Source organism: Eubacterium ruminantium, from assembly GCF_900167085.1.
Lineage (GTDB): Bacteria > Bacillota > Clostridia > Lachnospirales > Lachnospiraceae > Eubacterium_Q > Eubacterium_Q ruminantium.
Genome location: NZ_FUXA01000007.1, coordinates 222,905 through 248,976 on the forward strand (window position 1 = coordinate 222,905; position 26,072 = coordinate 248,976).

General features: G+C 38.6%; 15 protein-coding genes. 1 reads left to right on the top strand and 14 read right to left on the bottom strand.

Features of this window, described 5'->3' with window-relative positions; translation table 11 throughout:
• Window positions 1–18: 18 nt before the first annotated feature.
• The 10 genes from carB to trpD form a co-directional block, all read right to left on the bottom strand.
• Window positions 19–3,291, bottom strand: coding sequence for a carbamoyl-phosphate synthase large subunit (gene carB / locus B5D25_RS06505; protein WP_078787150.1), 3,273 nt, complete (start codon window positions 3,289–3,291; stop codon window positions 19–21).
• Window positions 3,284–4,375, bottom strand: coding sequence for a glutamine-hydrolyzing carbamoyl-phosphate synthase small subunit (carA, locus tag B5D25_RS06510; RefSeq protein ID WP_078787151.1), 1,092 nt, complete (start codon window positions 4,373–4,375; stop codon window positions 3,284–3,286). Before carA ends, carB begins: the two co-directional genes overlap by 8 nt.
• A gap of 21 nt (window positions 4,376–4,396) precedes the next feature.
• Window positions 4,397–6,058, bottom strand: a complete 1,662-nt coding sequence (locus B5D25_RS06515; RefSeq protein WP_078787152.1) for a CTP synthase — start codon at window positions 6,056–6,058, stop codon at window positions 4,397–4,399.
• Window positions 6,059–6,072: 14 nt separating this feature from the next.
• Complete coding sequence (locus B5D25_RS06520; RefSeq protein ID WP_078787153.1) at window positions 6,073–7,557, bottom strand: glutamate synthase subunit beta; 1,485 nt, start codon at window positions 7,555–7,557, stop codon at window positions 6,073–6,075.
• Between the two features lie 18 nt (window positions 7,558–7,575).
• The gene (gene gltB / locus B5D25_RS06525) at window positions 7,576–12,120 is read right to left on the bottom strand and encodes a glutamate synthase large subunit (RefSeq protein ID WP_078787154.1); all 4,545 of its coding nucleotides are present in this window, start codon (window positions 12,118–12,120) and stop codon (window positions 7,576–7,578) included.
• A 212-nt stretch (window positions 12,121–12,332) separates the two neighbouring features.
• Window positions 12,333–12,905, bottom strand: coding sequence for an anthranilate synthase component II (locus B5D25_RS06530; protein ID WP_078787155.1), 573 nt, complete (start codon window positions 12,903–12,905; stop codon window positions 12,333–12,335).
• Between the two features lie 17 nt (window positions 12,906–12,922).
• Window positions 12,923–14,374 (bottom strand): anthranilate synthase component I, encoded by a 1,452-nt coding sequence (gene trpE, locus B5D25_RS06535; RefSeq protein WP_078787156.1) that lies wholly within the window; start codon window positions 14,372–14,374, stop codon window positions 12,923–12,925.
• Window positions 14,364–14,975, bottom strand: coding sequence for a phosphoribosylanthranilate isomerase (locus B5D25_RS06540; protein ID WP_078787157.1), 612 nt, complete (start codon window positions 14,973–14,975; stop codon window positions 14,364–14,366). The genes trpE and B5D25_RS06540 overlap by 11 nt, the downstream gene beginning before the upstream one ends.
• Window positions 14,976–14,984: 9 nt before the next feature.
• Complete coding sequence (gene trpC / locus B5D25_RS06545) at window positions 14,985–15,785, bottom strand: indole-3-glycerol phosphate synthase TrpC (protein WP_176755092.1); 801 nt, start codon at window positions 15,783–15,785, stop codon at window positions 14,985–14,987.
• A gap of 23 nt (window positions 15,786–15,808) precedes the next feature.
• Window positions 15,809–16,828: an anthranilate phosphoribosyltransferase gene (gene trpD, locus B5D25_RS06550; RefSeq protein ID WP_078787158.1), complete on the bottom strand. Its 1,020-nt coding sequence runs from the start codon at window positions 16,826–16,828 to the stop codon at window positions 15,809–15,811.
• Window positions 16,829–17,507: 679 nt separating this feature from the next.
• Here trpD and B5D25_RS06555 point away from each other — a divergent pair.
• Window positions 17,508–18,743, top strand: a complete 1,236-nt coding sequence (locus B5D25_RS06555; RefSeq protein WP_078787159.1) for a cytosine permease — start codon at window positions 17,508–17,510, stop codon at window positions 18,741–18,743.
• A 197-nt stretch (window positions 18,744–18,940) separates the two neighbouring features.
• Here B5D25_RS06555 and purF read toward each other — a convergent pair whose 3' ends face one another.
• From purF to B5D25_RS06575, 4 genes are all read right to left on the bottom strand, one after another.
• Window positions 18,941–20,317, bottom strand: coding sequence for an amidophosphoribosyltransferase (purF, locus tag B5D25_RS06560; protein WP_078787160.1), 1,377 nt, complete (start codon window positions 20,315–20,317; stop codon window positions 18,941–18,943).
• Window positions 20,318–20,454: 137 nt separating this feature from the next.
• Window positions 20,455–22,260, bottom strand: a complete 1,806-nt coding sequence (locus tag B5D25_RS06565) for an ammonium transporter (protein WP_078787161.1) — start codon at window positions 22,258–22,260, stop codon at window positions 20,455–20,457.
• An 86-nt stretch (window positions 22,261–22,346) separates the two neighbouring features.
• Window positions 22,347–24,446 (bottom strand): glutamine synthetase III family protein, encoded by a 2,100-nt coding sequence (locus B5D25_RS06570; protein ID WP_078787162.1) that lies wholly within the window; start codon window positions 24,444–24,446, stop codon window positions 22,347–22,349.
• 205 nt (window positions 24,447–24,651) lie between these two features.
• Window positions 24,652–26,046, bottom strand: coding sequence for a HAMP domain-containing sensor histidine kinase (locus B5D25_RS06575; RefSeq protein WP_078787163.1), 1,395 nt, complete (start codon window positions 26,044–26,046; stop codon window positions 24,652–24,654).
• Between the last annotated feature and the right edge of the window lie 26 nt (window positions 26,047–26,072).

Genomic DNA, 26,072 nt, shown 5'->3' on the forward strand with positions numbered 1-26,072 from the left:
AAACCTTATCCTTTCATATTAGATCGTTGATATCTCAGGGATTATCTCCTCAAGGACATCAAGAAGTATCCTTACTGTATCAAGAGAAGTAAACATTGTTACTCCGTTCTTAACAGCGCACTGTCTGATAGCAGCACCGTCACTGTAATGAACTCCTGACATAATAGCTCTGGTATTGATGATGTAACTTACATATCCTGCCTGAATAGAACGAAGCACTTCATCACTTCCGTCTGAAATCTTGGCACGAAGTCTTGTTCTTATGCCATTCTTCTTAAGGAATTCACCTGTACCTGTTGTTGCTTCAATATTAAATCCGAGCTCATAAAAACGTCTTACTAAAGGAAGAGCTTCTTCCTTATCTTCATCGGCCAGTGTAACCATAACTGTACCGTAATCTTTCATCTTAATGCCCGAAGCCTGCATAGCCTTATAAAATGCTATCTTAAGTCTTCTGTCATATCCGATTGCTTCACCTGTCGACTTCATCTCAGGTGAAAGATATGCATCCATACCATTTAATTTGGCAAATGAGAATGCAGGAGTCTTAACATACCAGAACTTCTTCTCCGGATGAATAAGCTCTGTAATTCCCTGATCCTTAAGACTTATTCCCATCATTGCTTTAACAGCGATATCTACAAGTGAGATCGATGTTGACTTTGATAAGAAAGGAACACTTCTTGAACCACGTGGGTTAACTTCAATGATGTAAACGCTCTCATCCTTATCTACTATGAACTGAATATTGAAGAGACCTACAATACCAATTCCGATTCCGAGTTTTGTTGTATAATCCGCAATCTTCTCTTTAACCTTATCAGAAAGAGAATATGGAGGATAAACACTAGTACTGTCTCCTGAATGTACACCCGTTCTTTCAACAAGTTCCATGATTCCCGGTATAAATACTTCCTTACCGTCTGAAACAGCATCAACCTCAACTTCTTTTCCGACTACATACTTATCTACAAGAACCGGTCTGTCTTCATCAACTTCAACGGCTGTCTTAAGATAAGTTCTGAGCATGGTTTCATTTGCAACGATTTCCATCGCTCTACCACCGAGTACAAAGCTAGGACGTACAAGAACCGGATATCCGATCTCTTCCGCAACCTTTACACCTTCCTCGATATTAGTAACAGCCTGTCCATTTGGATGAGGTACTCCGAGTTTTTCAATAACATCAATAAATGCATCTCTGTCTTCTGCTTTGAAGATAGCTTCACAATCAGTACCAATGATCTTTACGCCTCTCTTCATAAGCGGTTCTGCAAGATTAACTGCAGTCTGTCCACCAAGTGAACATATAACACCGAGAGGTTTCTCAAGATTAATGATATTCATGATGTCTTCTGATGTAAGCGGCTCAAAATACAGCTTATCTGCTGTTGTATAATCCGTAGAAACTGTCTCCGGATTATTATTTATAACTATTGCTTCATAACCAAGAGACTGAAGTGTTCTTACTGCATGAACTGTAGAATAATCAAATTCTACACCCTGTCCGATTCTGATAGGACCTGAACCAAGAACTATAACCTTCTTGTTGTCTGTTGGTATTGATTCATTTTCATCTTCATAAGTTGAATAGAAATACGGAACATAACTGTCAAACTCGCTTGCACATGTATCTATCATCTTGTAAACAGGATAGATATCATAGTTCTGTCTGAGTTTCCAGATATCATCTTCTGTAACCTTTACGAGCTCAGCTATATATGAGTCAGAGAATCCACGCTTTTTAGCTTCGTAGAGAAGTTTCTTATCAATGATACTCTTTAAGAGTTCCTGACTTACTACTCCGTTACCGGCCTCTTTCTCAATCTTTTCAGCCTTTTCTTCAAGATTCTTCTCGAAGTCAACTATCCTCTTGATTTTATCAAGGAAGAACATATCGATCCTTGTTCTGTCATAAATAAGCTGATAGTCCACTCCAAGCCACATAAGCTGTGAAATAGCGTAAATTCTGTCGTCCGTACCTTCTTCAATATATTTGAGAAGCTTTTCTTTTGCTTCATTTATATTTTCAGGATATGGTTTATCTGAAAGACTTGCAGTATCAAACTTCTTAAGATGGATATGGTTCTTTCCGTCTTCGAGAGATCTGATAGCTTTAAGAAGGCTTTCTTCCATAGTTCTGCCGACACTCATTACTTCTCCTGTTGCCTTCATCTGAGTAGATAAAGTATTGGAAGCAAGAGTGAATTTATCAAATGGGAATCTAGGCATCTTAGTAACCACATAGTCAAGAGAAGGCTCGAAACATGCCGGTGTATTGGCAAGCGGTATCTCATCAAGATTCATTCCCACTGCAATCTTAGCCGATACTCTGGCTATAGGATAACCACTGGCTTTTGATGCAAGAGCTGATGATCTTGATACACGTGGATTAACTTCGATAACATAATATTTAAATGATTCAGGATCCAGCGCAAACTGAACATTACATCCGCCCTTAACATCAAGAGCTCTGATTATTCTTAATGCACTGTCTCTCAGCATATGATATTCTTTGTTGGTTAAAGTCTGGCTAGGTGCAACAACTATAGAGTCACCTGTATGGATACCTACAGGATCAAGGTTTTCCATATTACATACAACTATAGCAGTATCATTTGCATCTCTTATTACTTCATATTCGATCTCTTTATATCCCTTGATACTCTTCTCAACAAGTACCTGATGAACAGGAGAAAGACTGAGAGCATTTTTCATCATCTCTGCCATTTCTTCAGGATCGTAAGCGAATCCTCCACCTGTTCCTCCGAGTGTAAATGCAGGTCTGAGGATTACAGGATAACCAATCTCTTCCGCAGCCTTAAGTCCTTCTTCAACACTGTATGTGATCATTGAAGGTACAACCGGCTCACCGATTCTCTCGCATAATTCCTTGAACTGTTCTCTGTCTTCAGCCATCTTGATACTCTTTGCATCGGTTCCGAGAAGTTCGATCTCGCATTCACGAAGAACTCCCTTATCATATAACTGCATAGCAAGATTAAGACCTGTCTGTCCGCCGATTCCCGGAACTATGGCATCCGGTCTTTCAAATCTACAGAGTCTTGCAAGATATTTTAATGTAAGCGGTTCCATATAAACCTTATCCGCAATTGAAGTATCAGTCATGATCGTGGCAGGATTAGAGTTTGCAAGAACAACCTCATAGCCTTCTTCTTTAAGAGCGAGGCAGGCCTGTGTTCCGGCATAGTCGAACTCTGCTGCCTGACCTATTACTATAGGTCCCGAACCTATAACAAGTATTTTTTTTATATCAGTTCTCTTAGGCATTTTTGTAATCCTCCATATTCTTTATGAATCTGTCGAACAAATAAGTACTGTCCTGAGGTCCCGGAGCACTTTCAGGATGGTACTGAACAGAGAAGCACTTATCTTCTTCTGACACAAGACCTTCAACTGTATTATCCAAAAGGTTGATATGTGAAATCTTAAGTCCTGTTCCTTCAACCGAATCCTTATCTACAGCATAACTATGATTCTGGCTTGTTATCTCAATCTTACCTGTTGTAAGATCCTTAACAGGATGATTTCCGCCTCTGTGACCGAACTTTAACTTATAAGTCTTGGCACCGTAGCTAAGAGCTATAAGCTGATGTCCGAGACATATTCCGAATATAGGAAGTTTACCTTTTAAACCTTTTATTGTTTCTATAACCGGTTTTACATCTTCAGGATCTCCGGGACCATTTGAAATGAATAAGCCATCCGGACTTAACTGAAGGATTTCCTCTGCACTTGTATCATAAGGAACAACTGTTATATTACAACTGTGTTTACTTATCATTTTAAGGATATTTGTCTTAATTCCGCAGTCTATAACAACTACCTTATACTTTGGATTGGTTGTTCTTAAATACCATTTTTTCTTGCAACTGCATCTTGCAACTGCATCTTTTGGAACCGGAGTATTCTTGATTCTCAAAACACCTTCTTCTGCAGTTACCGAAGGATCTGTAAGAAGCCCTCTAAGACTTCCCTTATCTCTGATATTTCTAACAAGTTTCCTGGTATCAATACCATAAATTCCCGGAACATCATATTCGTAAAGGAGCTCCGGTAAAGTTCTTGTAAATCTGAAGTTGGAAGGGTTGTCATTCACATCTCTGACAATAAGTGCAGAGAGTGCCACCATTCGGCTTTCAAAATCTTCATCCGTTATTCCGTAATTACCAATAAGCGGATAAGACATTACAACACCCTGATATGTGTATGACGGATCGGAAAGTATTTCCTGATATCCTGCCATAGAGGTGTTAAATACCATCTCACATACTGTATCTTTTTCAGCACCGAAGGAATATCCGTAATATTCGCTTCCATCTTCAAGAATCAGCTTTTTGTTGTACTCGTTCATAAGACTTTTTCCTCTTTATCGTTACATTGCATTTTTAATAAAATTCAAAAACAGCGGGTGCGGTCTGTTAGGACGTGATTTGAATTCAGGATGAAACTGAACGCCCAGGAAAAACTTAAGTTCAGGTATCTCCACTGTTTCAACCAGATGTCCGTCAGGCGACTGACCTGAGATAACCAGGCCTGCATCAGTAAGGATCGTTCTGTAATCATTATTGAATTCATATCTATGTCTATGTCTTTCATGGATCACAGAAGCATCTGCAACTGACTCACTGTTTTTAACCGGCTCAACTTGAGCCTCTTTATGCATAATACCACTTTTCTCAGGAAAATAACATCTTTCCATAAGAGTTTTCTCAGTAATTTTACAAGGATAACTTCCGAGTCTTAATGTTCCACCCTTATTGATGCTGTCTGACTGTCCCGGCATGAAATCTATTACCTTAACATCTGTTGCATCATGGAATTCTCCTGAGCATGCATCAGGGAGTCCTGCAACATTTCTTGCAAATTCTATTACAGCAATCTGCATTCCGAGACATATTCCGAAATAAGGAATATCATGTGTTCTTGCATATTCTGCAGCAAGTATCATTCCCTCTATACCACGGTCACCGAAACCGCCCGGAACGATTATTCCATTTAATTTACCAAGCTTTTCATCAGCATTTTCAGGTGTTATCTCTTCAGAATCAATCCACTCGATCTTTACATCAACACCAAGTCCGTATCCTGCATGACGCAGTGCTTCCGCAACAGAAAGATATGCATCATGAAGCTGAACATATTTTCCTACAAGACCGATTTTTACTTCCTTATTAATAAGTCTTATATTGTCAACAAGCTTTGTCCACTCACTGAGATCCGGCTTATCGGCTTTAATATTCAACTCTCGGCAAACAACATCAGAAAGTCCGCCCTTTTCAAGCATAAGAGGTGCTTCATAAAGATTTGGAAGAGTAATATTTTCTATTACGCAGTCTTCCTTAACATTACAGAACATCGAAATCTTCTTGAAAATAGATTCTTCAAGAGGCTCATCACACCTAAGAACAATGATATCGGGACTTACGCCCATTCCTTGAAGTTCCTTAACAGAATGCTGTGTCGGTTTTGATTTATGTTCATCAGAACCATGAAGATAAGGAACAAGAGTAACATGGATAAAGAGACTGTTTTCTTTACCAACTTCAAGAGATATCTGTCTTACAGCTTCGATAAACGGCTGCGACTCAATATCACCGATGGTTCCTCCGATCTCTGTAATAACTATATCCGCATCTGTTTCATTTCCGACTCTATATACAAAATCTTTTATCTCGTTGGTTATATGAGGAATAACCTGGACTGTTGAGCCCAGGTATTCTCCTCTTCTTTCTTTATTAAGAACATTCCAGTATACTTTTCCTGATGTAAGATTCGAATATTTATTCAGATTTTCATCAATAAATCTTTCATAATGACCAAGATCAAGATCGGTCTCTGCACCATCCTCCGTTACATAAACCTCACCATGCTGATAAGGACTCATAGTTCCCGGATCAACATTTATATATGGATCAAGCTTCTGTGCCGCAACCTTAAGTCCTCTTGCTTTAAGAAGTCTTCCCAGTGATGCAGCAGTTATTCCTTTTCCAAGTCCCGAAACAACTCCGCCTGTTACAAATATATATTTAGCCATTTTAATGTCCTTTCCTAAAGATTTGTATATCCCATTAATGATTTATCAATTTCTGCCGCTGCCTTTCTTCCTTCGGAAATAGCCCAAACAACAAGTGACTGTCCTCTGTGCATATCTCCTACAGTATAAACATCTTTCTCAGAACTAAGGAAGCTTCCCGCTTCTGTCTTAACATTGGTTCTTCCGTCTGTTTCAACCCCAAAATCATCTGTTACATATTTCTCGCTTCCAAGGAATCCTGCAGCTATAAGTACTAACTCAGCAGGAATTATCTTCTCGCTTCCGGCAACAGGAACCATATTCATTCTTCCTGTCTTCTCATCTTTAACAGCTTCAAGAGATACAATGCAGATTTCCTTAAGGTTACCCTTCTTATCCTTGATGAATTCCTTTACTGTTGTCTGATAGATTCTAGGATCATGTCCAAACTTATAGATAGCTTCCTCCTGACCGTAATCTGTTTTGAGGACTCTAGGCCATTCAGGCCAAGGATTTGAAGCAGCTCTTGTTTCAGGTGGTTTCGGCATCATTTCAAGCTGTGTAACACTCTTTGCACCAAGTCTTATACATGTACCGACACAGTCATTTCCTGTATCACCACCACCGATTATTACTACATTTTTATCTTTAGCAAGTTCATACGGAAATGTCTTAAATTCCGAATCAAGTAATTTCTTAGTTACATCACTTAAGAAATCAACTGCGAAATAAATTCCGTTGGCATCTCTTCCCGGAGCATTTATATCTCTCGGATTTGATGCACCGCAGGCAAGAACAACTGCGTCATACTGTTTTCTTAAGTCCTTAGCTTTAATATCTTTACCTATATTAGTATTGGTTACAAAATGAATTCCTGCTTCCTCCATAAGCTTTACTCTTCTGTCGATAACAGATTTATCAAGCTTCATATTAGGAATTCCGTAGCGGAGAAGTCCGCCTATCCTGTCATGTCTTTCATATACCGTTACTTCATGACCTCTTCTGTTAAGAAGCTGTGCAACTGCAAGACCTGATGGTCCGCTTCCGACTACAGCAACCTTCTTACCGGTTCTTATCTCAGGCTTTCTCTCTTTAACAAGTCCATTTTCGTAAGCATATTCAATGATTGTCTTTTCATTTTGCTTAGTACATACAGGCTCTGAAAATTCACCGCAGGTACAAGCTGCCTCACAAAGCGCAGGACATACTCTTGATGTAAATTCAGGAAAACTGTGTGTTACTGAAAGTCTTCTGTAAGCATCAGCAAGATTTCCTCTATATACAAGATCATTCACTTCAGGAACAAGATTATTGAGAGGACATCCTGATGCCATACCGGATATCATCTTACCGGCCTGGCAGAAAGGGATACCGCAATCCATACATCTGGCAGCCTGTTTCTTCTCTTCTTCAAGACTTAAATTGCCATGAAATTCATTAAAGTTTTTTATTCTTTCCTCTTCACAGATAACGGCAGCATTTACTCTGTCATATTCCATGAAACCGCCGATTTTGCCCATTTTCGATCCTCCCTTTTTCTACTGATTGAATGTCTCAAATGCCTTAATCTTTGCTTCTTCACTGTCACATCCCTGCTCGATATACATATTTGTAAGACGTAACATTTCCTTGTAATCTGAAGGTATTATCTTCTTGAAATGTGTGATAGCCTCATCGAAATTATCAAGGATTCTCTGTCCCTTCTTCGAACCGGTGTATTCCACATGCTTCTCAATAATTGATTTCAGTTCACTTATCTCATTCTTATCCAAAACTCTTTCCATGAGAACAAATGTCTTATTCAGGTTCTTGTAAAGAGTATTTTCTTCATCAAATACATAAGCAATACCGCCGCTCATTCCGGCTGCAAAGTTCTTACCTGTACGACCGAGGATTACTGCGCGACCACCTGTCATATATTCGCATCCGTGCTCGCCAACTCCTTCAACAACAGCAGTTGCGCCTGAATTTCTGATGCAGAATCTTTCACCTGCCATACCTGAGATATATGCTTCTCCGGATGTAGCACCGTAAAGGGCAACATTTCCGACTATAATATTCTCTTCAGGAACATAGCTTATATTGCTTGGTGAATGTAATATAAGTTTTCCGCCTGAAAGACCTTTTCCGAAATAATCATTGCTGTCGCCTGTAAGCTTAAGTGTAAGACCCTTAGGTATAAATGCACCGAAGCTTTGTCCGCCTGCGCCCACACAATTTACTTCTATGGTATCTTCAGGAAGTCCTTCAGGATATGCCCTTGTGATCTCGGCACCCAGAAGTGTTCCGAATGTTCTGTCAGTATTGGTTACTTCTATTGAAATACTGCACTTCTTCTTACTCTTAAATGCATTCTTAATATCTGCAGATTTAAGAAGCACCTTCTCATCAAGAGTTTCTTCAAGTTTAAAGTCATAAACCTTTTTCTCATCAAATATCTGTTCTTTTCTGTCAATTTTTGACATATCAAGAAGGATACCGCTAAGATCAAGATTATTCTTATTTACTTCATCCTTAACCTTAAGAAGATCTGTTCTTCCTACAAGTTCATCTATACTTCTTACTCCAAGCTTTGCCATATATTCTCTTAACTCTCTTGCCACAAAAAGCATGAAGTTTTCAACATATTCAGGCTTACCCTTGAAGTTCTTTCTGAGACGTGGATTCTGAGTTGCAACACCTACAGGACAAGTATCCTGGTTACATACTCTCATCATTACACAGCCCATAGTTACAAGTGGAGCTGTTGCAAAACCAAATTCTTCAGCACCAAGGATCGCTGCTATGGCAACATCACGTCCACTCATAAGCTTACCGTCTGTCTCGATGACAACTCTGTTTCTAAGTCCGTTTGAAATGAGTGTCTGATGAGTTTCTGCAAGTCCAAGCTCCCAAGGAAGTCCGGCATTATGGATTGAACTGAGTGGCGCTGCACCTGTACCTCCATCATAACCTGAAACAAGTATTACCTGAGCACCTGCCTTTGCAACACCCGCTGCAACGGTACCAACACCTGCTTCTGATACAAGCTTAACTGAAATACGTGCATTTTTATTTGCATTCTTAAGGTCATAAATAAGCTGTGCAAGGTCTTCGATTGAGTAAATATCATGATGAGGTGGTGGCGAGATAAGACTTACACCCGGTGTAGAATGTCTTGTCTTTGCAACCCATGGATATACTTTCTTTCCAGGAAGATGTCCACCTTCACCCGGCTTTGCACCCTGAGCCATCTTTATCTGAATCTCTCTTGCGCTGACAAGGTATTTACTTGTAACACCGAAACGACCGCTGGCAACCTGCTTAATAGCAGAGCTTCTGTCATTTTTAGTTCCTGCTGAAGCGATTCTTTCATCGCTTTCACCACCTTCACCACTGTTTGACTTACCATGAAGATGATTCATCGCTATAGCAAGAGTTTCATGAGCTTCTTCAGAGATTGATCCGTATGACATAGCACCTGTCTTGAATCTCTTAACTATCTCTTCTTCACTCTCTACTTCATTTATATCAATTCCGTTTTCAGGGAAGTTAAAATCCATAAGACTTCTGAGATAACCTGTTTCTTCCTGATCGACCATACTTGTGTATGTTTTGAATTTCTCATAACTTCCTTCTCTTGTTGCAGACTGAAGCATATGTATAGTCTGTGGATTATATCTATGATGCTCACCCTGGCTGCGAAGTTTATGTCTTCCCACTGCCGAAAGCTCAAGATCAGTTTCAAGTCCAAGCGGATCAAATGCTTTGCTGTGTCTCTTATCAACTGATTTTTCAATGTCGGCAAGTGTGATACCGCCAATACGGCTAACCGTTCCTGTGAAATATTCATTTATAACATCAGGTGATATTCCTATTGCCTCAAATATCTTACTTCCCTGATATGATCTGATGGTTGAAATACCCATCTTTGAAGCAATCTTAACAATTCCGTTAATGATTGCATTGTCGTAATCATGTACTGCTGCATAATAATCCTTCTCAAGAAGACCATCATCAACAAGTTCTTTGATTGTTGCATGTGCAAGATAAGGATTTACAGCTGAAGCACCGTAACCGAGAAGAGTTGCAAAATGATGTACTTCTCTTGGTTCACCTGACTCAACTATCAGTGACATTGCTGTCGTTTTCTTAGTCTTAACAAGATATCTTGAAACAGCTGCCACAGCAAGAAGTGATGGAATAGCAACATGATTTTCATCTACTCCTCTGTCGGAAAGAATGAGAATATTTGCGCCTTCCTTGTATGCCTTATCAACTTCTACAAAGAGATGTTCAATAACTCTCTTAAGAGGAGTTTTCTTATAATAAAGCATTGAAACCTTGGCAACCTTAAACCCTTCTTTATTCATCTTCTCAATCTTAAGAAGATCAAGATCTGAAAGAATAGGATTATCTATCTTAAGTACTCTTGCATTTTCAGGCTTCTCAGAAAGAAGATTACCATTCTTACCAAGATAAATAGTTTTTGATGTAACTATCTTCTCTCTTTCTGCATCTATAGGTGGATTTGTAACCTGTGCAAAAAGCTGTTTGAAGAAATAGAAAAGTGGCTGATCTTCTTTTGATAATGCAGCTATAGGAGTATCAACACCCATAGCTCCAATCTGCTCTGTTCCTGACAAAGCCATATTTCTGATTCCTTCATGGAAGTTTTCATATGTATATCCAAATGATTTCTGAAGTTTCTTTCTCTCTTCACCACTTATATCAGGAACTTTAATGTTAGGAATTTTAAGAGACTTAAGAGTTACAAGACTCATATCAAGCCATTCACCGTAAGGCTCTCTGTGAGCATATTTCTCTTTGATCTCCTTATCGTCATAAATCTTACCCTTCTTTGTATCTATAAGAAGCATCTTTCCCGGATGAAGTCTTTCTTTCTTAACGATATGTGCTTCATCAAGATCAAGAACTCCTACTTCAGATGAAAGGATAAGTCTGTTATCATCCATTATGTAATATCTTGAAGGTCTGAGTCCGTTTCTATCAAGGATAGCTCCCATAACATCACCATCGGAATAAAGAATTGATGCAGGACCGTCCCATGGCTCCATCATAGTTGCATAATACTGATAAAAGTCTCTCTCTTCACGACTGAGTGTTTCATTGTGTGCCCACGGTTCAGGTATAGCGATCATGGCTGCAAGTGGAAGTTCCATTCCACTCATCATGCAGAATTCAAGAGTATTATCAAGCATTGCAGAATCCGATCCGCTTGATGATATAACCGGGAATACTCTTGTCATATCTTCATTTGAGAAAATATCTGTATGCATTGTCTCTTCGCGGGCAAGCATCTTATCTGCATTTCCTCTGATCGTATTGATCTCACCGTTATGAACCATAAGTCTGTTTGGATGAGCTCTGTTCCAACTTGGATTTGTATTGGTTGAGAATCTTGAATGAACCATGGCAATTGATGATTCGAAATCCTTATCAGTAAGATCTTTAAAGAATGTTCTGAGCTGTCCTACAAGGAACATACCTTTATATACTATTGTTCTGCATGATAATGAAGGAACATAAGTATTAACGCTGCTCTGCTCAAATTCACGTCTTACAAGATAAAGCTTTCTGTCGAAATCAAGGTCTGTCTCGCATCCTTCAGGTCTTTCGATAAATACCTGGCTGATAACAGGCATACATTCTCTTGCTCTTGAACCAAGTACATTCGGAGAAGTTTCAACCTCTCTCCATCCAAGAATCTTCATTCCTTCCTTACGAACGATCACCTCGAACATAGTCTTTTCCTGTCTCTTATCAAGTTCATTCTGAGGAAGAAAAAACATACCAACAGCATAATTTCTTCTGTCAGGAAGTGTAACTCCCTGCTCCAAAAGCTTCTTCACAAAGAATTTATGCGGTATCTGTGTAAGGATTCCAACTCCGTCTCCAGTCTCTCCTTCCGCATCTTTTCCTGCTCTATGCTCAAGTTTTTCTACGATACTGAGCGCATCAGTTACAAGCTTATGGCTGACTTTTCCGTCTATCTGAACGACAGCTCCGATACCGCAGTTATCATGTTCAAATGATGAATCATATAAACCCTTTTTTTGCAGTTCTTCCATAACCTTTTCCATGTCTTTCCTCCCTTAATTCTTACTTCCGCACATAGAAAAAGGCACTTCGAGTATAAACTCGAAGCGCCTTTGCTTCTTAAATCAATATATCAAATGTGTAAATTATTTTTCAAAACTATTTGTAGTATACATCTTTATTTTTAAAAGTCAAGTAGTTTTTTAAATTATTTTTCTTAATTGTTTTATCAAATAACTTAATTATTGAAATATGACTATTTTATTCCCATAAAGTTCTCTAACATTATTTTTCCATTTGGTGTAAGTATTGATTCAGGATGGAACTGAAGTCCGTAAACCTGATAATCCTTATGCTTAACTGCCATTATCTCGCCATCATCGTCTGAGACTGCAATTACTGTAAGTGAATCGGGAATAGTATCTTCCTTAGCTGAAAGTGAATGATATCTTGCAACCTTCTCTTTATCATCCAGTCCTTTAAATATCTCTATATCAGTTTTAACTGTACACTCAGACTGCTTACCATGCATTAATCTTTTTGCATAACTTACTATTGCTCCGTAAACTTCACATATAGCCTGATGACCGAGGCATACACCAAGGATCGGAATAGTTCCCGCAAGCTGTCTTACCACATCTTCACATATACCTGCATCAGAAGGCTTTCCGGGTCCCGGTGAAAGTATTATATGCGAAGGATTTAAAGTCTTTATCTCGTCGACAGTCATCTCATCATTTCTTATAACTTTTATATCAGGTTCAATACTTCCGATCATTTGATAGAGGTTATAAGAAAAACTGTCATAATTATCTATCAGTAAAATCATCTTAGCATCCTTTCATTCTATAACTCTTCTTCGAGTGCTTTTATAACTGCTCTTGCTTTGTTGCAGCTCTCTATATATTCTTTCTCAGGTACAGAATCTGCAACTATACCGGCACCGCTTCTTACGAAAACTTTTCCATTCTTCTTATAAGCAATTCGGATTGCTATACAGGTATCCATATTTCCTGTGAAATCAATATATCCGATAGCTCCGCCGTAGATACCTCTCTTGCATCCTTCAAGCTCATCAATAAGCTGACACGCTCTTATCTTCGGAGCACCGGAAAGGGTTCCCGCAGGAAGTACCGCTTCTATAGCATCAAGTGCATCCTTATCATCTCTGATGATTCCGCGAACAGTTGATCCGATATGCATAATATGCGAGAACTTAAGCACATCCATATATCTTTCAACTTCCACTGTACCAAACCTACTTATCCTTCCGAGATCATTTCTTCCAAGATCCACAAGCATGTTGTGTTCAGCAAGTTCCTTTTCATCAGAAAGAAGACTCTCAATCAGCGCCTTATCTTCTTCTTCATTTTTACCTCTCGGTCTGCTTCCTGCCAGAGGATATGTGTTAAGAACGCCATTATCAAGTTTGACCAGAGTCTCAGGTGATGCACCTGCTACTTCCACATCCGTTCCCGAAAAATAAAACATATAAGGAGAAGGATTTATGGTTCTGAGTTTTCTGTACATTTCAAGAAGGCTTCCTGAAAAAGGAGCTGACATTCTATTGGAAAGTACTATCTGGAAAATATCACCTTCAAAGATGTATCTTTTTCCTTTTTCAACCATTTCCGAATATTCTTCTTTAGTGAAATATGAAGTTACTTCACCAAGAAGTTTTCCCGGTTCATCAACAGCTTTCTCACCGTTATAAAGAATATCTTCTAATTTTTTCAGTTCTTCCTTCGCTCTCTCATATTCATTTTCAATATCCGAAAGCTTTATATTCACTATGAGGATTATCTTTTGCTTAAGATTATCAAATGCTATTACCTTATCAAAAAGCATAAGGTCCACATCTTTAAATTCATCTTCATCCTTAAGATCATTTCTAAGAACCGGTTCGCTGTATTTAATATAATCATATGAAAAATATCCTACCAGTCCACCTGTAAATGTAGGAAGATAATCAAATCTCGGACTCTTATATCCGTTAATAATCTCTCTGATGTAAGGTGTTGGATTATCAACCTTCAGGGTTTTATCTCCGGCCTTAAACTCTCCGTCAAGACAAGTTATCTCCATCACAGGATTAAACCCGAGGAAAGTATATCTTCCCCATTTCTCATCCGCTTCTGCAGATTCAAGCATATATGTATGCGTTGAAATCTTCTTCAATTTTCTGAGTGCTTCCACAGGCGTAATGAAATCCGAAAGTATTTCGCAGCTTACAGGAGCCACACTGTATTTGTCTCTATCGATCTTCTGTAATTCTGTTATTTCAGGTCTAATTTTCATTTCTACACACTTTCATAAAACTAATTATTTTGTTCTTGTCCTTATATCTGTCTGTTTCAACTCCGGAGCTTACATCCACCGCAAATGGTTGAATCTTCGACAAAACTTCATTTATATTGTCAGGGCTGAGTCCTCCGGCTAAAAAGTACGGTCTCTTAACTTCATTAAGTCTGCTCCAGTCAAAGGGAATACCTGTTCCCGCTCCTGAATCCAGCATTATATGATCTGCAGATGAGCTCTCGGCATCCTTAAGTGTAGCAAGCTTATTAACGTTAAAGGCTTTTATTATCTCGCATCCGTTTTTTTCCTTAAGCTTTCTTATATATTCCTCATCCTCAGCACCGTGAAGTTGTACTATATCGATGATTCCTTTATGTACAAGTTCCGCTACTTTATCTATATCTTCGTCTAGGAATACGCCAACCGCTTTGATTCTTTTGTCAAGTTTATCCTTTAATTCTTTTGCCTTAGCATAATCTACATATCTCTTACTTTTAGGCCAGAAAACAAATCCGATATAATCCGGCAAAAGTTCATTTACCGCATCTATATCTTCTTCTCTACTCAGACCGCATATTTTAACCAAAGTTTTGCTGCTCATATACACCTCTTACTTCTCATGCTTTAATTCATGAATAAGCCCTGATTTATCGCTGCTTCTCATAAGCATTTCACCTATAAGAACTGCATCTGTTTTATTCTCTCGAAGTCTTTTCACATCATCCGGAACCATGATACCGCTTTCGGAAACAAATATAATGTCATCGGGAACCAGTCCTCTTAACCTTATACTGTTCTCTATGTCAACTGTAAAATCTTTGAGATTCCTGTTATTTACACCGACTATTCTTGCCCCTGCTGCCAGACATCTCTTAACCTCTTCCGCATCATGAGCTTCAAAGAGACATGATAAACCGAGAGAATCCGCTATACTAAAATATTCTTTAAGTTCATCATCCGAAAGAATTGCTGCTATAAGAAGAACCGCTGATGCTCCCATTACTTTAGCCTGGTAGATCATGTAAGGATCCACAGTGAAATCCTTACGAAGCACCGGAATCTTCACTTCTTTTGCAATAGTTATGAGATACTCATCACTTCCCTTAAACCTGTCCGGTTCCGTAAGGCAGGAAATAGCATCCGCACCGCTGGCTTCATATTCTTTTGCAATCTCTAGATAAGGAAACTCTTCTGCGATTATTCCCTTTGAAGGTGAAGCTTTCTTCACTTCCGAAATGATTGAAAGACCTTTTTTATTTAAGGCATTTTCAAAAGGAAATGTGAAGCCGCCATTTGCCTTCTCTTTCTCAGCCATCGCCAACGCTTCATTTCTTAAAACTTCCGGCGACTTCTCTCTTTTATTCTTTTCTATTCTTTTTCGAGTAAGTTCTGCTAATTCATCAAGGATCATTTTTCTCACCATTTTTCTATATTTTATCTGTTACTTACTTCGATAAGCTTTTCAAGAGTAGCAGTAGCTTTACCTGAATCAATAATCTCTACTGCAAGCTTAACACCGTCTTCAAATGTATCTGCCTTACCGCCGATATAAAGAGCTGCACCTGCATTAAGAAGAGTTGCATTTCTCTTTGGTCCCTTTTCTTCACCGCTAAGGATCTTTCTTGTGATCTCTGCATTTTCAGAAGGATCTCCACCTTTAAGATCTTCCTTGGTGCATTTTTCAAATCCGAAGTCTTCAGGACTGATCACTCTTGTCTTATACCATCCGTCTTTAATCTCACAAATAGTAGTTGGTGAACTTAGAGAAATCTCATCAAGCTTATCCTGTCCGTATACAACCATTCCTCTTTCAACTCCAAGCTCTGAAAGAACCTGAGCAAGAGGCTGTACAAGATATTCATCATATACACCGAGAAGCATATATTTTGGACGTCCCGGATTGGTAAGAGGTCCGAGGATGTTGAATACTGTTCTGAATCCAAGTTCTTTACGTATAGCACCAACATACTTCATTGATGTGTGATATTTCTGAGCAAAGAAGAAGCACATTCCGACTTCATTTAAAAGTTCGATACATTTTTCAGGTTCCTGCTGGATATTTACTCCAAGAGCTTCAAGACAGTCAGCAGTTCCGCACTTTGAAGAAGCAGCTCTGTTACCATGCTTTGCAACCTTCATTCCACCTGCTGCAGCGATTATTGCTGATGTTGTTGAAATATTAAAACTCTGAGCATTGTCTCCGCCTGTTCCTACTATTTCAAAAATATCCATTCCTGTATCAACTCTGATTGCATGATCACGCATAGCAGCTGCACATCCTGCAATCTCATCCTTTGTCTCAGCTTTAGCGCTCTTTGTTGAAAGAGCTGAAAGGAATGCAGCATTCTGAGTAGGAGTTGTCTCTCCACTCATGATTTCATTCATTACTGTATAAGCCTCATCATAGTTTAAGTCCTGCTTATTAACGATTTTTGTGATTGCTTCTTTAATCATTTTTCTTTCCTCCGTGTCAATAAAATAAAAAAAATCCTCAGAATGATAAATCAATCATTCTAAGGACGAATTAATTCGCGGTGCCACCTTACTTCGGACCATCTTATGATGTTCCGCACTTTACTCGGATACTCAGTATAAACATTTATATCCTAATCGATTTACGCTCGATTCACGTCATGGAATACTCTGCAGATAAATGCATTTGACCAAGCCCTCAGCGGTCCATTTGCTAAGTTGTTACCGCAGGACTCTCAGCATATGTCCCACTCTCTGTAATGCACATCTCTTAACGTTATCTCCGCCTCAACGGTTTATGTTATTAAATTATTGAAATTTTAAACCTAATATATTATTCTTGTCAACATTTTTTATTCATAAATATATGATATTTGTCTTATTCTTGACATTATTATTTCTAAATTCTGTTTTAAAACCCTAAAATTCTTGAATAATATGCCCCATTCCAAACAAAATTCACTTCTGAAGTCTTGAAATAATTTTCCAATCTGGTCATATAAAAAATGATTAAATTGAATATTTTAAAAATACCAGTTTAGAAATATAATCCACACTTGAATAATGTTTCTTGATCATATGCCTTTGAAATTACTTAGTTTTCGGATACATATATCAAAAAGCATCATATCAAATATTATTCAGAAAAGGAGAATTAAAAATGTTTCGAATTTCACTGATCTGGTTTGGTGCAGCAATATCTATCGCTGAAATCTTAACAGGTGCCAGCCTTGAAGGTTTAGGTCTTTCCAAGGGACTTGCTGTTATAGTTCTGGGTCACATTATTGGTTGTATTCTTTTGGTTTTAGCCGGAATGATAGGTGTGAAGAATAAGGAAGGTTCCATGAAATCCTCCGCTCTCTCATTCGGTCGATGGGGATGTTATTTCTTTGCAATAATGAATATCATCCAGCTTGTAGGATGGCAGGGAATAATGATATTTGATGCTTCTTATTCTGCCGAAGGAATCCTGAAGCTTGGTAAATCATGGTGGAGTCTTATCATCGGATTACTTACGGTTGCATGGATAATCATCGGTATCAAGCACCGTGATAAATTAAATGTGGTTGTCATGGTTTTACTTCTTCTTTTGACAGTTGTATTATCAGTTATTATTTTCTCAGGAATTAAGCGTGGTGAAGCAGGGGCCGCCGCTGCAACAAGCTCTCTTTCATTCGGACAGGGACTTGAGCTTTCAATAGCAATGCCTCTTTCATGGATTCCTATGATCGCGGATTACACATATAAAGCTAAGAAGCCTGTCAAGACAACATTTTCAGCATGTATCACTTACAGCGTTGCAAGTATGTGGATGTATATAATCGGTCTCGGTGCCGCTGTTATTACACATGAAACAAGAATCGACCAGATAATGCTAAAAGCAGGTCTTGGTGCTGCCGGACTTTTCATAATAGTCTTCTCTTGTGTAACAACAAACTTTATTGATGCTTTTTCATGCAATCAGTCAACATATGCACTTTTACCTGAAAAGTTTTTTAATACTGATAAGGATAAGAAGCCTTCATTTAAGGGAAATGTACGAGCTAACCTTCCGGGAATCATTGATACTATCATAGGAACTATAGGCGCTATAGTATTCCCGATGGAAAATATCACTGAATTCTTATATTTCATCGGTTCGATATTTGCACCTATGATATCAGTTCAGATTGCTGATAATTTTATACTTCATCATAACAAGAAGGATACTAAGATTGACGCTGTTGCTGCCATCGGATGGGCAATAGGATTTGTTGTATATCGTGTACTTATGAAATACGATTTCTTCTTCGGAAATACACTTCCTGATATGGCTATCACAATATTTATAACAATCATTCTGAGAAAAGTAAGTCTTGCTGTTGTAGGTAGAAAAAAACAGCAGGCAGCTGCCTGATCAGATTTATTTTAAAGCTAAAAGCTTCGGTTCTTATTTACGGAACCGAAGCTTTTTTTGTCATATGGAGATAACTATTCTAACGTACTCTTCTTTGTCATCAGTTGTTACTATTCCCTCAATGGCATTACTACCTAAATTGTTTCATTTTTTAGGTAGTAAATCAAGCGCCATCAAATACTATCAAATACTATCACTTACTTTACAGGATACTCATTTGTGAAGCATGCTGTACAGATAGGAAGATCATTCACCATAGCCGCAAAATCATCCACAGCAAGATATTCAAGAGAATCAGCACCTACATTTCTACATACATCTTCTTTCGAATGCTCAGATGCTATAAGCTGGGAAGCTGTCGGAACATCTGTACCATAATAACAAGGATATAAAAACGGAGGCGAACTTATCCTTACATGAACCGATTTGGCACCTGCATTTCGTAGCATCTCTATAAGCTGCCTCATGGTGGTACCTCTTACGATTGAATCATCGATTATTACAATATTCTTTCCTTTTACAACACTGTCCAAAACGCTGAGCTTCATATGTACTGCAGTACGTCTTTCCTCATCTGTCGGCTTTATAAAACTTCTTCCGATATAGCTGTTTTTATGGAATGCAAGAGCAAATGGAATACCTGATTCAAGGGCATATCCTTCAGCAGCAACAAGTCCTGAATCCGGAACACCTACAACTATATCCGCATCAACGCGGGCTTTCTTAGCAAGGGCTCTACCCGCTTTAATCCTTGCATCATGGATAGAGATTCCGTCCATTACAGAATCATTTCTTGCAAAATAAATATATTCAAATATACAATGTGCTCTTTTTCTTCCGCATAATTCTTTATCGGATTTTATTCCGTCTTTTGTGATTGATATAATCTCACCCGGTTCTATATCACGCACGAACTCTGCGCCAATTGCCGTTAATGCTGAACTTTCAGAAGAAAGTATATATGTATTTCCTTTTTTACCAAGTACTAAAGGTTTGATACCATACGGATCACGAATTCCCACAAGCTTACGCGGGCTCATAACAATTACTGCATAACCTCCTTTGAGACGGTCTGCTGACATGGCAATAGCTTCTTCTATCGTTGCTGCCTTTACTCTGTTGCTGATTATCTCATAAGCAAGAACTTCCGAATCAGAAGTTGTATAATGAGGCATTCCGCGATGCATCTGTTCACTCTTTAATTCTTCCGCATTTATTATATTTCCATTATGGACAAGGGCCAGACTTCCTTTTATATATTTCATAGCCATAGGCTGAGCATTCTCAGGAGTACTTCCTCCGGTAGTTGAATAGCGCACATGTCCGACACCTATATTTCCATGAAGTCTTTCAAGATCATCCTTATGAAAAACCTCACTAACAAGGCCCATATCCTTCTTCATCACAAGGTTGCCCATTGTTCCCTTTGTGTCGGAAACTGCCATTCCGGCCGCTTCCTGCCCTCTATGCTGAAGTGCGGTAAGTCCAAAATATATATCCCTTGAAACCTCTTCACCATCTATAGAATAGATTCCGAACACTCCGCATTCCTCATGCAATTTATCCTCAAACATAATATTCTCCCTTTTCTTCTTTTTATTTGAAAATTTGTATTTTAGCTTTAGTACTTTTAAAAACACGACCAAGTTCCGCGAGTCGGCAAGGTTATTTCACCCGCCTAATCTCGCGGAACAAGAGCATTTATGTCATATTATTCTACATCCTGAAGTGCTGCAAAATTCTCTTCACCGGTTCTGATCTTTACAACCCTGCTAACCGGATATACGAATATCTTTCCGTCACCGATCTTACCGGTATAAAGTGTTTTCTTTGCTGTTTCGATAACACTGTCAACAGGAATATTTGATACTACTACTTCAAGCTTAATCTTAGGAAGAAGTGTCATATCCATTTCAACTCCTCGGTACATCTCGCCGGCACCCTTCTGAATACCGCAACCACTTACCTGAGTTACTGTGATACCTGTAACACCGAGCTCATTAAGGGCTCTCTTTATCTTATCGTAACGCGACAGCTTTGTGATGATAACCACTTTATTGATTCCGGTATCAGCAACGATACCTGCTTTTTCAAAGTCAGCGCTCGCATTGTATACCGGAACTGCCGCATTCTTGGCAGCTTCACTTGCTTCTTCATAGTCATCTGTACCAAGATTTGTATTTTCATTTTCAAGAAGTGTACCGCTTGAAACATCCATGATACTGAATCCTGAATATGCTGATACAAGACCATGCTCTGTAAGATCAAGTCCTTCAATTTCTTCCTCTTCTGAAACTCTAAGACCGAAAATCTTCTTAATTACTAAGAATGTAATGATAATAGCTACAAATGTATAACCTGCAGTAGCGAACATACCGCCGAACTGAATTCCAAGCTGCTTAAATCCTCCGCCGTAAAGAAGTCCTTCACCTGCAATCTGGTTTGCACCAAAGTTAACTCCGTCTCCAAGACCTCTTGCAAATCCAGGAGCTGTTGATGTAGCTACAAGACCTACTGCTATAGTACCCCAGATACCATTCATGAAATGTACTGCTACAGCACCAACAGGATCATCGATATGAAGCTTATGATCAAGGAGCCATACACCAAATACTACTAAGAGACCTGAAACAGCACCTACAAGTACTGATCCTGCTGCATCACATACATCACATGGAGCTGTGATTGCAACAAGTCCGGCAAGTGATGCGTTAAGACACATTGATACATCAGGCTTACCATATTTAACCCATGTAAAGATCATACAAACTACAGTTGCTACAGATGGAGCGATAGTTGTTGTTACGAATACTGAACCCATCTCTTCGATACTTGTACAAGCTGCTCCGTTGAAACCATACCAGCCAAGCCAAAGGATGAATACACCAAGAGCACCGATTGGAAGGTTATGTCCAGGGAAAGCATTTACTTTTGTTACTTTTCCATTTTTATCTCTTTCAAACTTACCGATACGTGGTCCTACCATGATCGCACCAACGAGGGCACAGATACCACCTACCATATGAATACAGTTAGATCCTGCAAAATCGTGGAATCCGATCTTTGCGAGCCATCCACCGCCCCATGTCCAATGAGCTTCGATTGGATAGATAATTGCTGAAATGATTCCTGAATATACACAGTAGCTAAGGAATTTTGTTCTCTCTGCCATAGCTCCTGAAACGATAGTTGCTGTTGTTGCACAGAATACAAGGTTAAATACAAAATTTGAATAATCAAATGTTTCAAAACCTGTAAATATATCAAATCCCGGTTTTCCGAGTATTCCCATATAATCTTCGCCAAGGAATAAACCAAAACCAATAAGTATAAACATTACTGTTCCGATACAGAAGTCCATGAGGTTCTTCATAAGGATATTTCCTGCATTCTTTGCTCTCGCAAAGCCTGTCTCAACCATCGCAAATCCGGCCTGCATCCAGAATACAAGTGCCGCTCCTATAAGAAACCACATACCGAACATCTCACCATGTAGTGCATTAAAGATATCTTCCATATATTTTTCCTCCCTTAATAACCAAAGGCGCCCTAAGAACTAAATATTAATTCTTAAAGCGCCATTGCTTTATATTTTATGCCTTATTAATTTACACTGAAAAGAAGTTTTCCGTAACTTGGGAATGGCCAGTATCTCTCTGATGTAAGCATCTCCGCCTCATCAACATAGCCTCTTAACTTCTCCATATCAGGTAATACTTTATCTCTTACAGCTTCTGATGTCTTGATGATATCATCATAACTCTTAAGATCTTCAAGTGATGCTTCAAGCTTCTCAACAGATTCAAGTATGTAATCTGTGAGTTCTGAAAGTCTCTCCATTGTAGAAACTTCATAATTACACTTAACCTTATCACTTACAGATTTCATAAGTGATGTTGTTTTTGCCAGACTGTAGAGATATCCTTCAATAGCCGGAAGATAATCTTTTCTTACCATTTCAACCATTGTATGTCCTTCTATATTAACTGTCTTGCAATAGTTCTCAAGCATGATCTCGCATCTTGATTGGATTTCTGCCTCTGTAAATACTTTCTCACCGATGAGCATATCCATATTCTTCTTATCAAGAAGATGAGGCATAGCATCTGCTGTTGTTCTAAGATTTGAAAGTCCCCTAACTTCAACAGCTTCCTTGACCCATTCTTCACCGTATCCATTTCCGTTAAAGAGAATTCTCTCATGCTTTATGATCACTCTCTTTATAAGTTCATGAAGTGATGTCTCAAAATCTTCAGCTTTTTCAAGCTCATCAGCATATTTCTTTAATGTATCGGCTACAGCTGCATTTAACATGATGTTGCAGCAAGCGATACTGTTTGCAGATCCAAGTGATCTGAATTCGAATTTATTACCTGTAAATGCAAATGGTGATGTTCTGTTTCTATCTGTTGAATCCTTTGAGAAACGTGGAATTGAATGAACTCCAAGCTTCATCTGGACTTTTTCTGCTCCAACATATGGCTTATCTTCTTTGATTGCTTCAAGTATTGCTGAAAGCTCATCTCCAAGGAAGATTGAAATAATTGCAGGAGGTGCTTCATTTGCTCCAAGTCTGTGATCGTTTCCTGCAGTTGCAACAGAAAGTCTGAGAAGATCCTGATATTCATCAACTGCCTCTATAACAGCGGTAAGGAACAGAAGGAATTGAGCATTTTCATAAGGTGTATCTCCAGGTGAAAGAAGATTTACACCTGTATCTGTTGCCATTGACCAGTTATTGTGTTTTCCTGAACCATTTACTCCTGCGAATGGCTTCTCATGAAGCAGACATACCATACCATGCTTTCTTGCAACCTTTTGCATGATCTCCATTGTAAGCTGATTGTTGTCTGTTGCGACATTTGTTGTTGAGAAGATAGGTGCAAGTTCATGCTGTGCAGGAGCAACTTCATTATGCTCTGTCTTAGCAAGAATTCCTAACTTCCAAAGTTCATTATTAAGGTCTTCCATGAACTCTGTAACTCTTGGCTTGATAACGCCGAAATAGTGATCATCAAGTTCCTGACCCTTAGGAGGCATAGCTCCGAAAAGTGTTCTTCCTGTGTAAATAAGGTCAGGTCTCTTATCAAATACTTCTTTATCTATCAGGAAATATTCCTGTTCAGGTCCTACACTTGTTCTAACGTATTTAACCTCTTTACCGAAAAGCTTAAGTACTCTCTTTGCTTCTCTGTCAAGGGCTTGCATTGAACGAAGAAGAGGTGTCTTCTTATCAAGTGCTTCTCCTGAATATGAACAGAAGGCTGTTGGAATACATAACGTATGATCCTTTATAAATGCATAAGATGTTGGATCCCAGGCTGTATATCCTCTTGCTTCAAATGTAGCTCTGAGTCCACCTGAAGGAAATGATGAAGCATCAGGCTCACCCTTTATAAGTTCCTTACCGGAGAACTCCATAAGCACTCCTCCGTCAGGTGAAGGTGTAATGAAGCTGTCATGCTTCTCTGCTGTTACACCTGTAAGTGGCTGGAACCAATGTGTAAAATGTGTTGCTCCGTTTTCAATAGCCCAGTCTCTCATTTCAACTGCTACTGCTTCAGCTACATCATCATCAAGCTTAACATTCTCATCGATTGTCTTTCTAAGTGATTTATAAATCTTATCTGAAAGTCTAGCTCTCATAACCCTGTCATCAAAGACAAGCGATCCAAATATCTCTGGTACGTTTTGTTTTTCCATAATTCTTATCTCCTGTTCTTTTATAATCTTCCCGGGTTTAAATCGTTACTTTTTAGGCTAAAAAACAAAAAAAGCGCCTCAGAGTTCTACCTTGAACTCTAAGACGCCTTTGTCTTTACAGTTTTGGATTATAATACCCAAATAATTCTTTTGTCAACAACTTTTTTAAAAAAATTTTTTTGTAATGAAAATCCATCTTTTTCCATCAGACTTTCTTCAGATAAAGTTCGACAACAAATCCGTCGTCATTATAGTATTCGAATCCGCCGCCCTGCTTCTCCATATAAACTTTGACAAGGTACAGTCCGATTCCAAATCCGTCCTTTTCTTTTACGTCACTGCCTCTATAATACTTCTCTGTAATAAGCGGCAATTCATCCTCAGGAACTCCGGGACCTTTGTCACGTATCGTGATCTTGATGAAGCTGTCTTTCCTGCCTTTTTCATTTGCAATACCTTCTATCTCATCAAAGGATACATTTATCTCAGTTCCGGAATATTTAACCGAATTTGAAATGACATTATCAAATACCTGCTCCAGACGAAGCTTGTCCATATATACAAGACATTCAGGTATATTATTCGCAATTGTTATATTCTTGACCGTAGTCATTTTGCGGAAATAAGTTTCGACGATGCCGCTTTCTTCTTCTCTTACATTAATCTCCAGATGATCCAGTTCATCCATTGTTGCATCGAAAATATCAGACATGATCTTCTCGATAACATTAACCTTTTCAGAGATCAGATTCACTTTCTCAAGAGCGTCTTTTCTTTCTTTTTCCAGTTCGACCAGGTCATTAATTTTACCGGCATTATTCTTTATGTCATTACTGATATTTTCACCGTTATCAGTATTTTCACTCATGCTGTTGATATAATTCTTCAGTTCATCAAGTTTTCTTTGATACTTGACCATCATAACTTCACAGGTGGTACGGATAGTCGCAACCGGTGTTTTTATATCATGAGAAAGTTCCGCAACAAGCTCTTTTTTCTGCTTATCTGCTTCAATCTCTCTCTCCTTCGAGGCACGAAGTTCTTCTCTCATTATGTCAAAGCTCTCAGTGAAGTTTCCGAAAAGATTATTCTTATGTCTCTGAAGTGCGATATCAAGATTACCTTTTGCTATCTCCTCCGAAAATACATGAAGTTCCTTTACCGGTTTTATCATGAAAATATATATCAGTATTATAGCCAGATTCACTGAGATAAAGATTACAAACCAAAGGACTATTCCGTAGGTCATGATCTTTTTATCTTTTGAAATTTCTGACTTATATTCAGTATCCCAGGTCACTCTTCCGATAATCTCGCCCTCAGGAGCAAATTCCATTACTACAGCTCTTTTCTTGATACTGTCAACAATTTCCTGACTTAGAGCATCTGTTGAAAGGATGAGATTACAATCATATTTAGCTTCTATATCTTCTTCGCTGAGGCCATTTTTATAATCTTCGGTAATATTATATAGACTGTCATAATACTTAACGACATCCACATCAGCACTTTTACCCTTTTTGATCATTATGATAAATACTGTCAATCCGGCTAACATAACCAGGGTAAAAATAATAAAAATCTTTTTTATAAGTCCCATATTATTTTCCCATTTCAGATATCATT

What these genes read in the sequence shown, in the direction of transcription:
- carB (WP_078787150.1), bottom strand. Translation starts at nt 3,291, where the DNA reads ATGCCTAAGAGAACTGATATAAAAAAAATACTTGTTATAGGTTCGGGA.
- carA (WP_078787151.1), bottom strand. Translation starts at nt 4,375, where the DNA reads ATGAACGAGTACAACAAAAAGCTGATTCTTGAAGATGGAAGCGAATAT.
- B5D25_RS06515 (WP_078787152.1), bottom strand. Translation starts at nt 6,058, where the DNA reads ATGGCTAAATATATATTTGTAACAGGCGGAGTTGTTTCGGGACTTGGA.
- B5D25_RS06520 (WP_078787153.1), bottom strand. Translation starts at nt 7,557, where the DNA reads ATGGGCAAAATCGGCGGTTTCATGGAATATGACAGAGTAAATGCTGCC.
- gltB (WP_078787154.1), bottom strand. Translation starts at nt 12,120, where the DNA reads ATGGAAAAGGTTATGGAAGAACTGCAAAAAAAGGGTTTATATGATTCA.
- B5D25_RS06530 (WP_078787155.1), bottom strand. Translation starts at nt 12,905, where the DNA reads ATGATTTTACTGATAGATAATTATGACAGTTTTTCTTATAACCTCTAT.
- trpE (WP_078787156.1), bottom strand. Translation starts at nt 14,374, where the DNA reads ATGAAAATTAGACCTGAAATAACAGAATTACAGAAGATCGATAGAGAC.
- B5D25_RS06540 (WP_078787157.1), bottom strand. Translation starts at nt 14,975, where the DNA reads ATGAGCAGCAAAACTTTGGTTAAAATATGCGGTCTGAGTAGAGAAGAA.
- trpC (WP_176755092.1), bottom strand. Translation starts at nt 15,785, where the DNA reads ATGATCCTTGATGAATTAGCAGAACTTACTCGAAAAAGAATAGAAAAG.
- trpD (WP_078787158.1), bottom strand. Translation starts at nt 16,828, where the DNA reads ATGATTAAAGAAGCAATCACAAAAATCGTTAATAAGCAGGACTTAAAC.
- B5D25_RS06555 (WP_078787159.1), top strand. Translation starts at nt 17,508, where the DNA reads ATGTTTCGAATTTCACTGATCTGGTTTGGTGCAGCAATATCTATCGCT.
- purF (WP_078787160.1), bottom strand. Translation starts at nt 20,317, where the DNA reads ATGTTTGAGGATAAATTGCATGAGGAATGCGGAGTGTTCGGAATCTAT.
- B5D25_RS06565 (WP_078787161.1), bottom strand. Translation starts at nt 22,260, where the DNA reads ATGGAAGATATCTTTAATGCACTACATGGTGAGATGTTCGGTATGTGG.
- B5D25_RS06570 (WP_078787162.1), bottom strand. Translation starts at nt 24,446, where the DNA reads ATGGAAAAACAAAACGTACCAGAGATATTTGGATCGCTTGTCTTTGAT.
- B5D25_RS06575 (WP_078787163.1), bottom strand. Translation starts at nt 26,046, where the DNA reads ATGGGACTTATAAAAAAGATTTTTATTATTTTTACCCTGGTTATGTTA.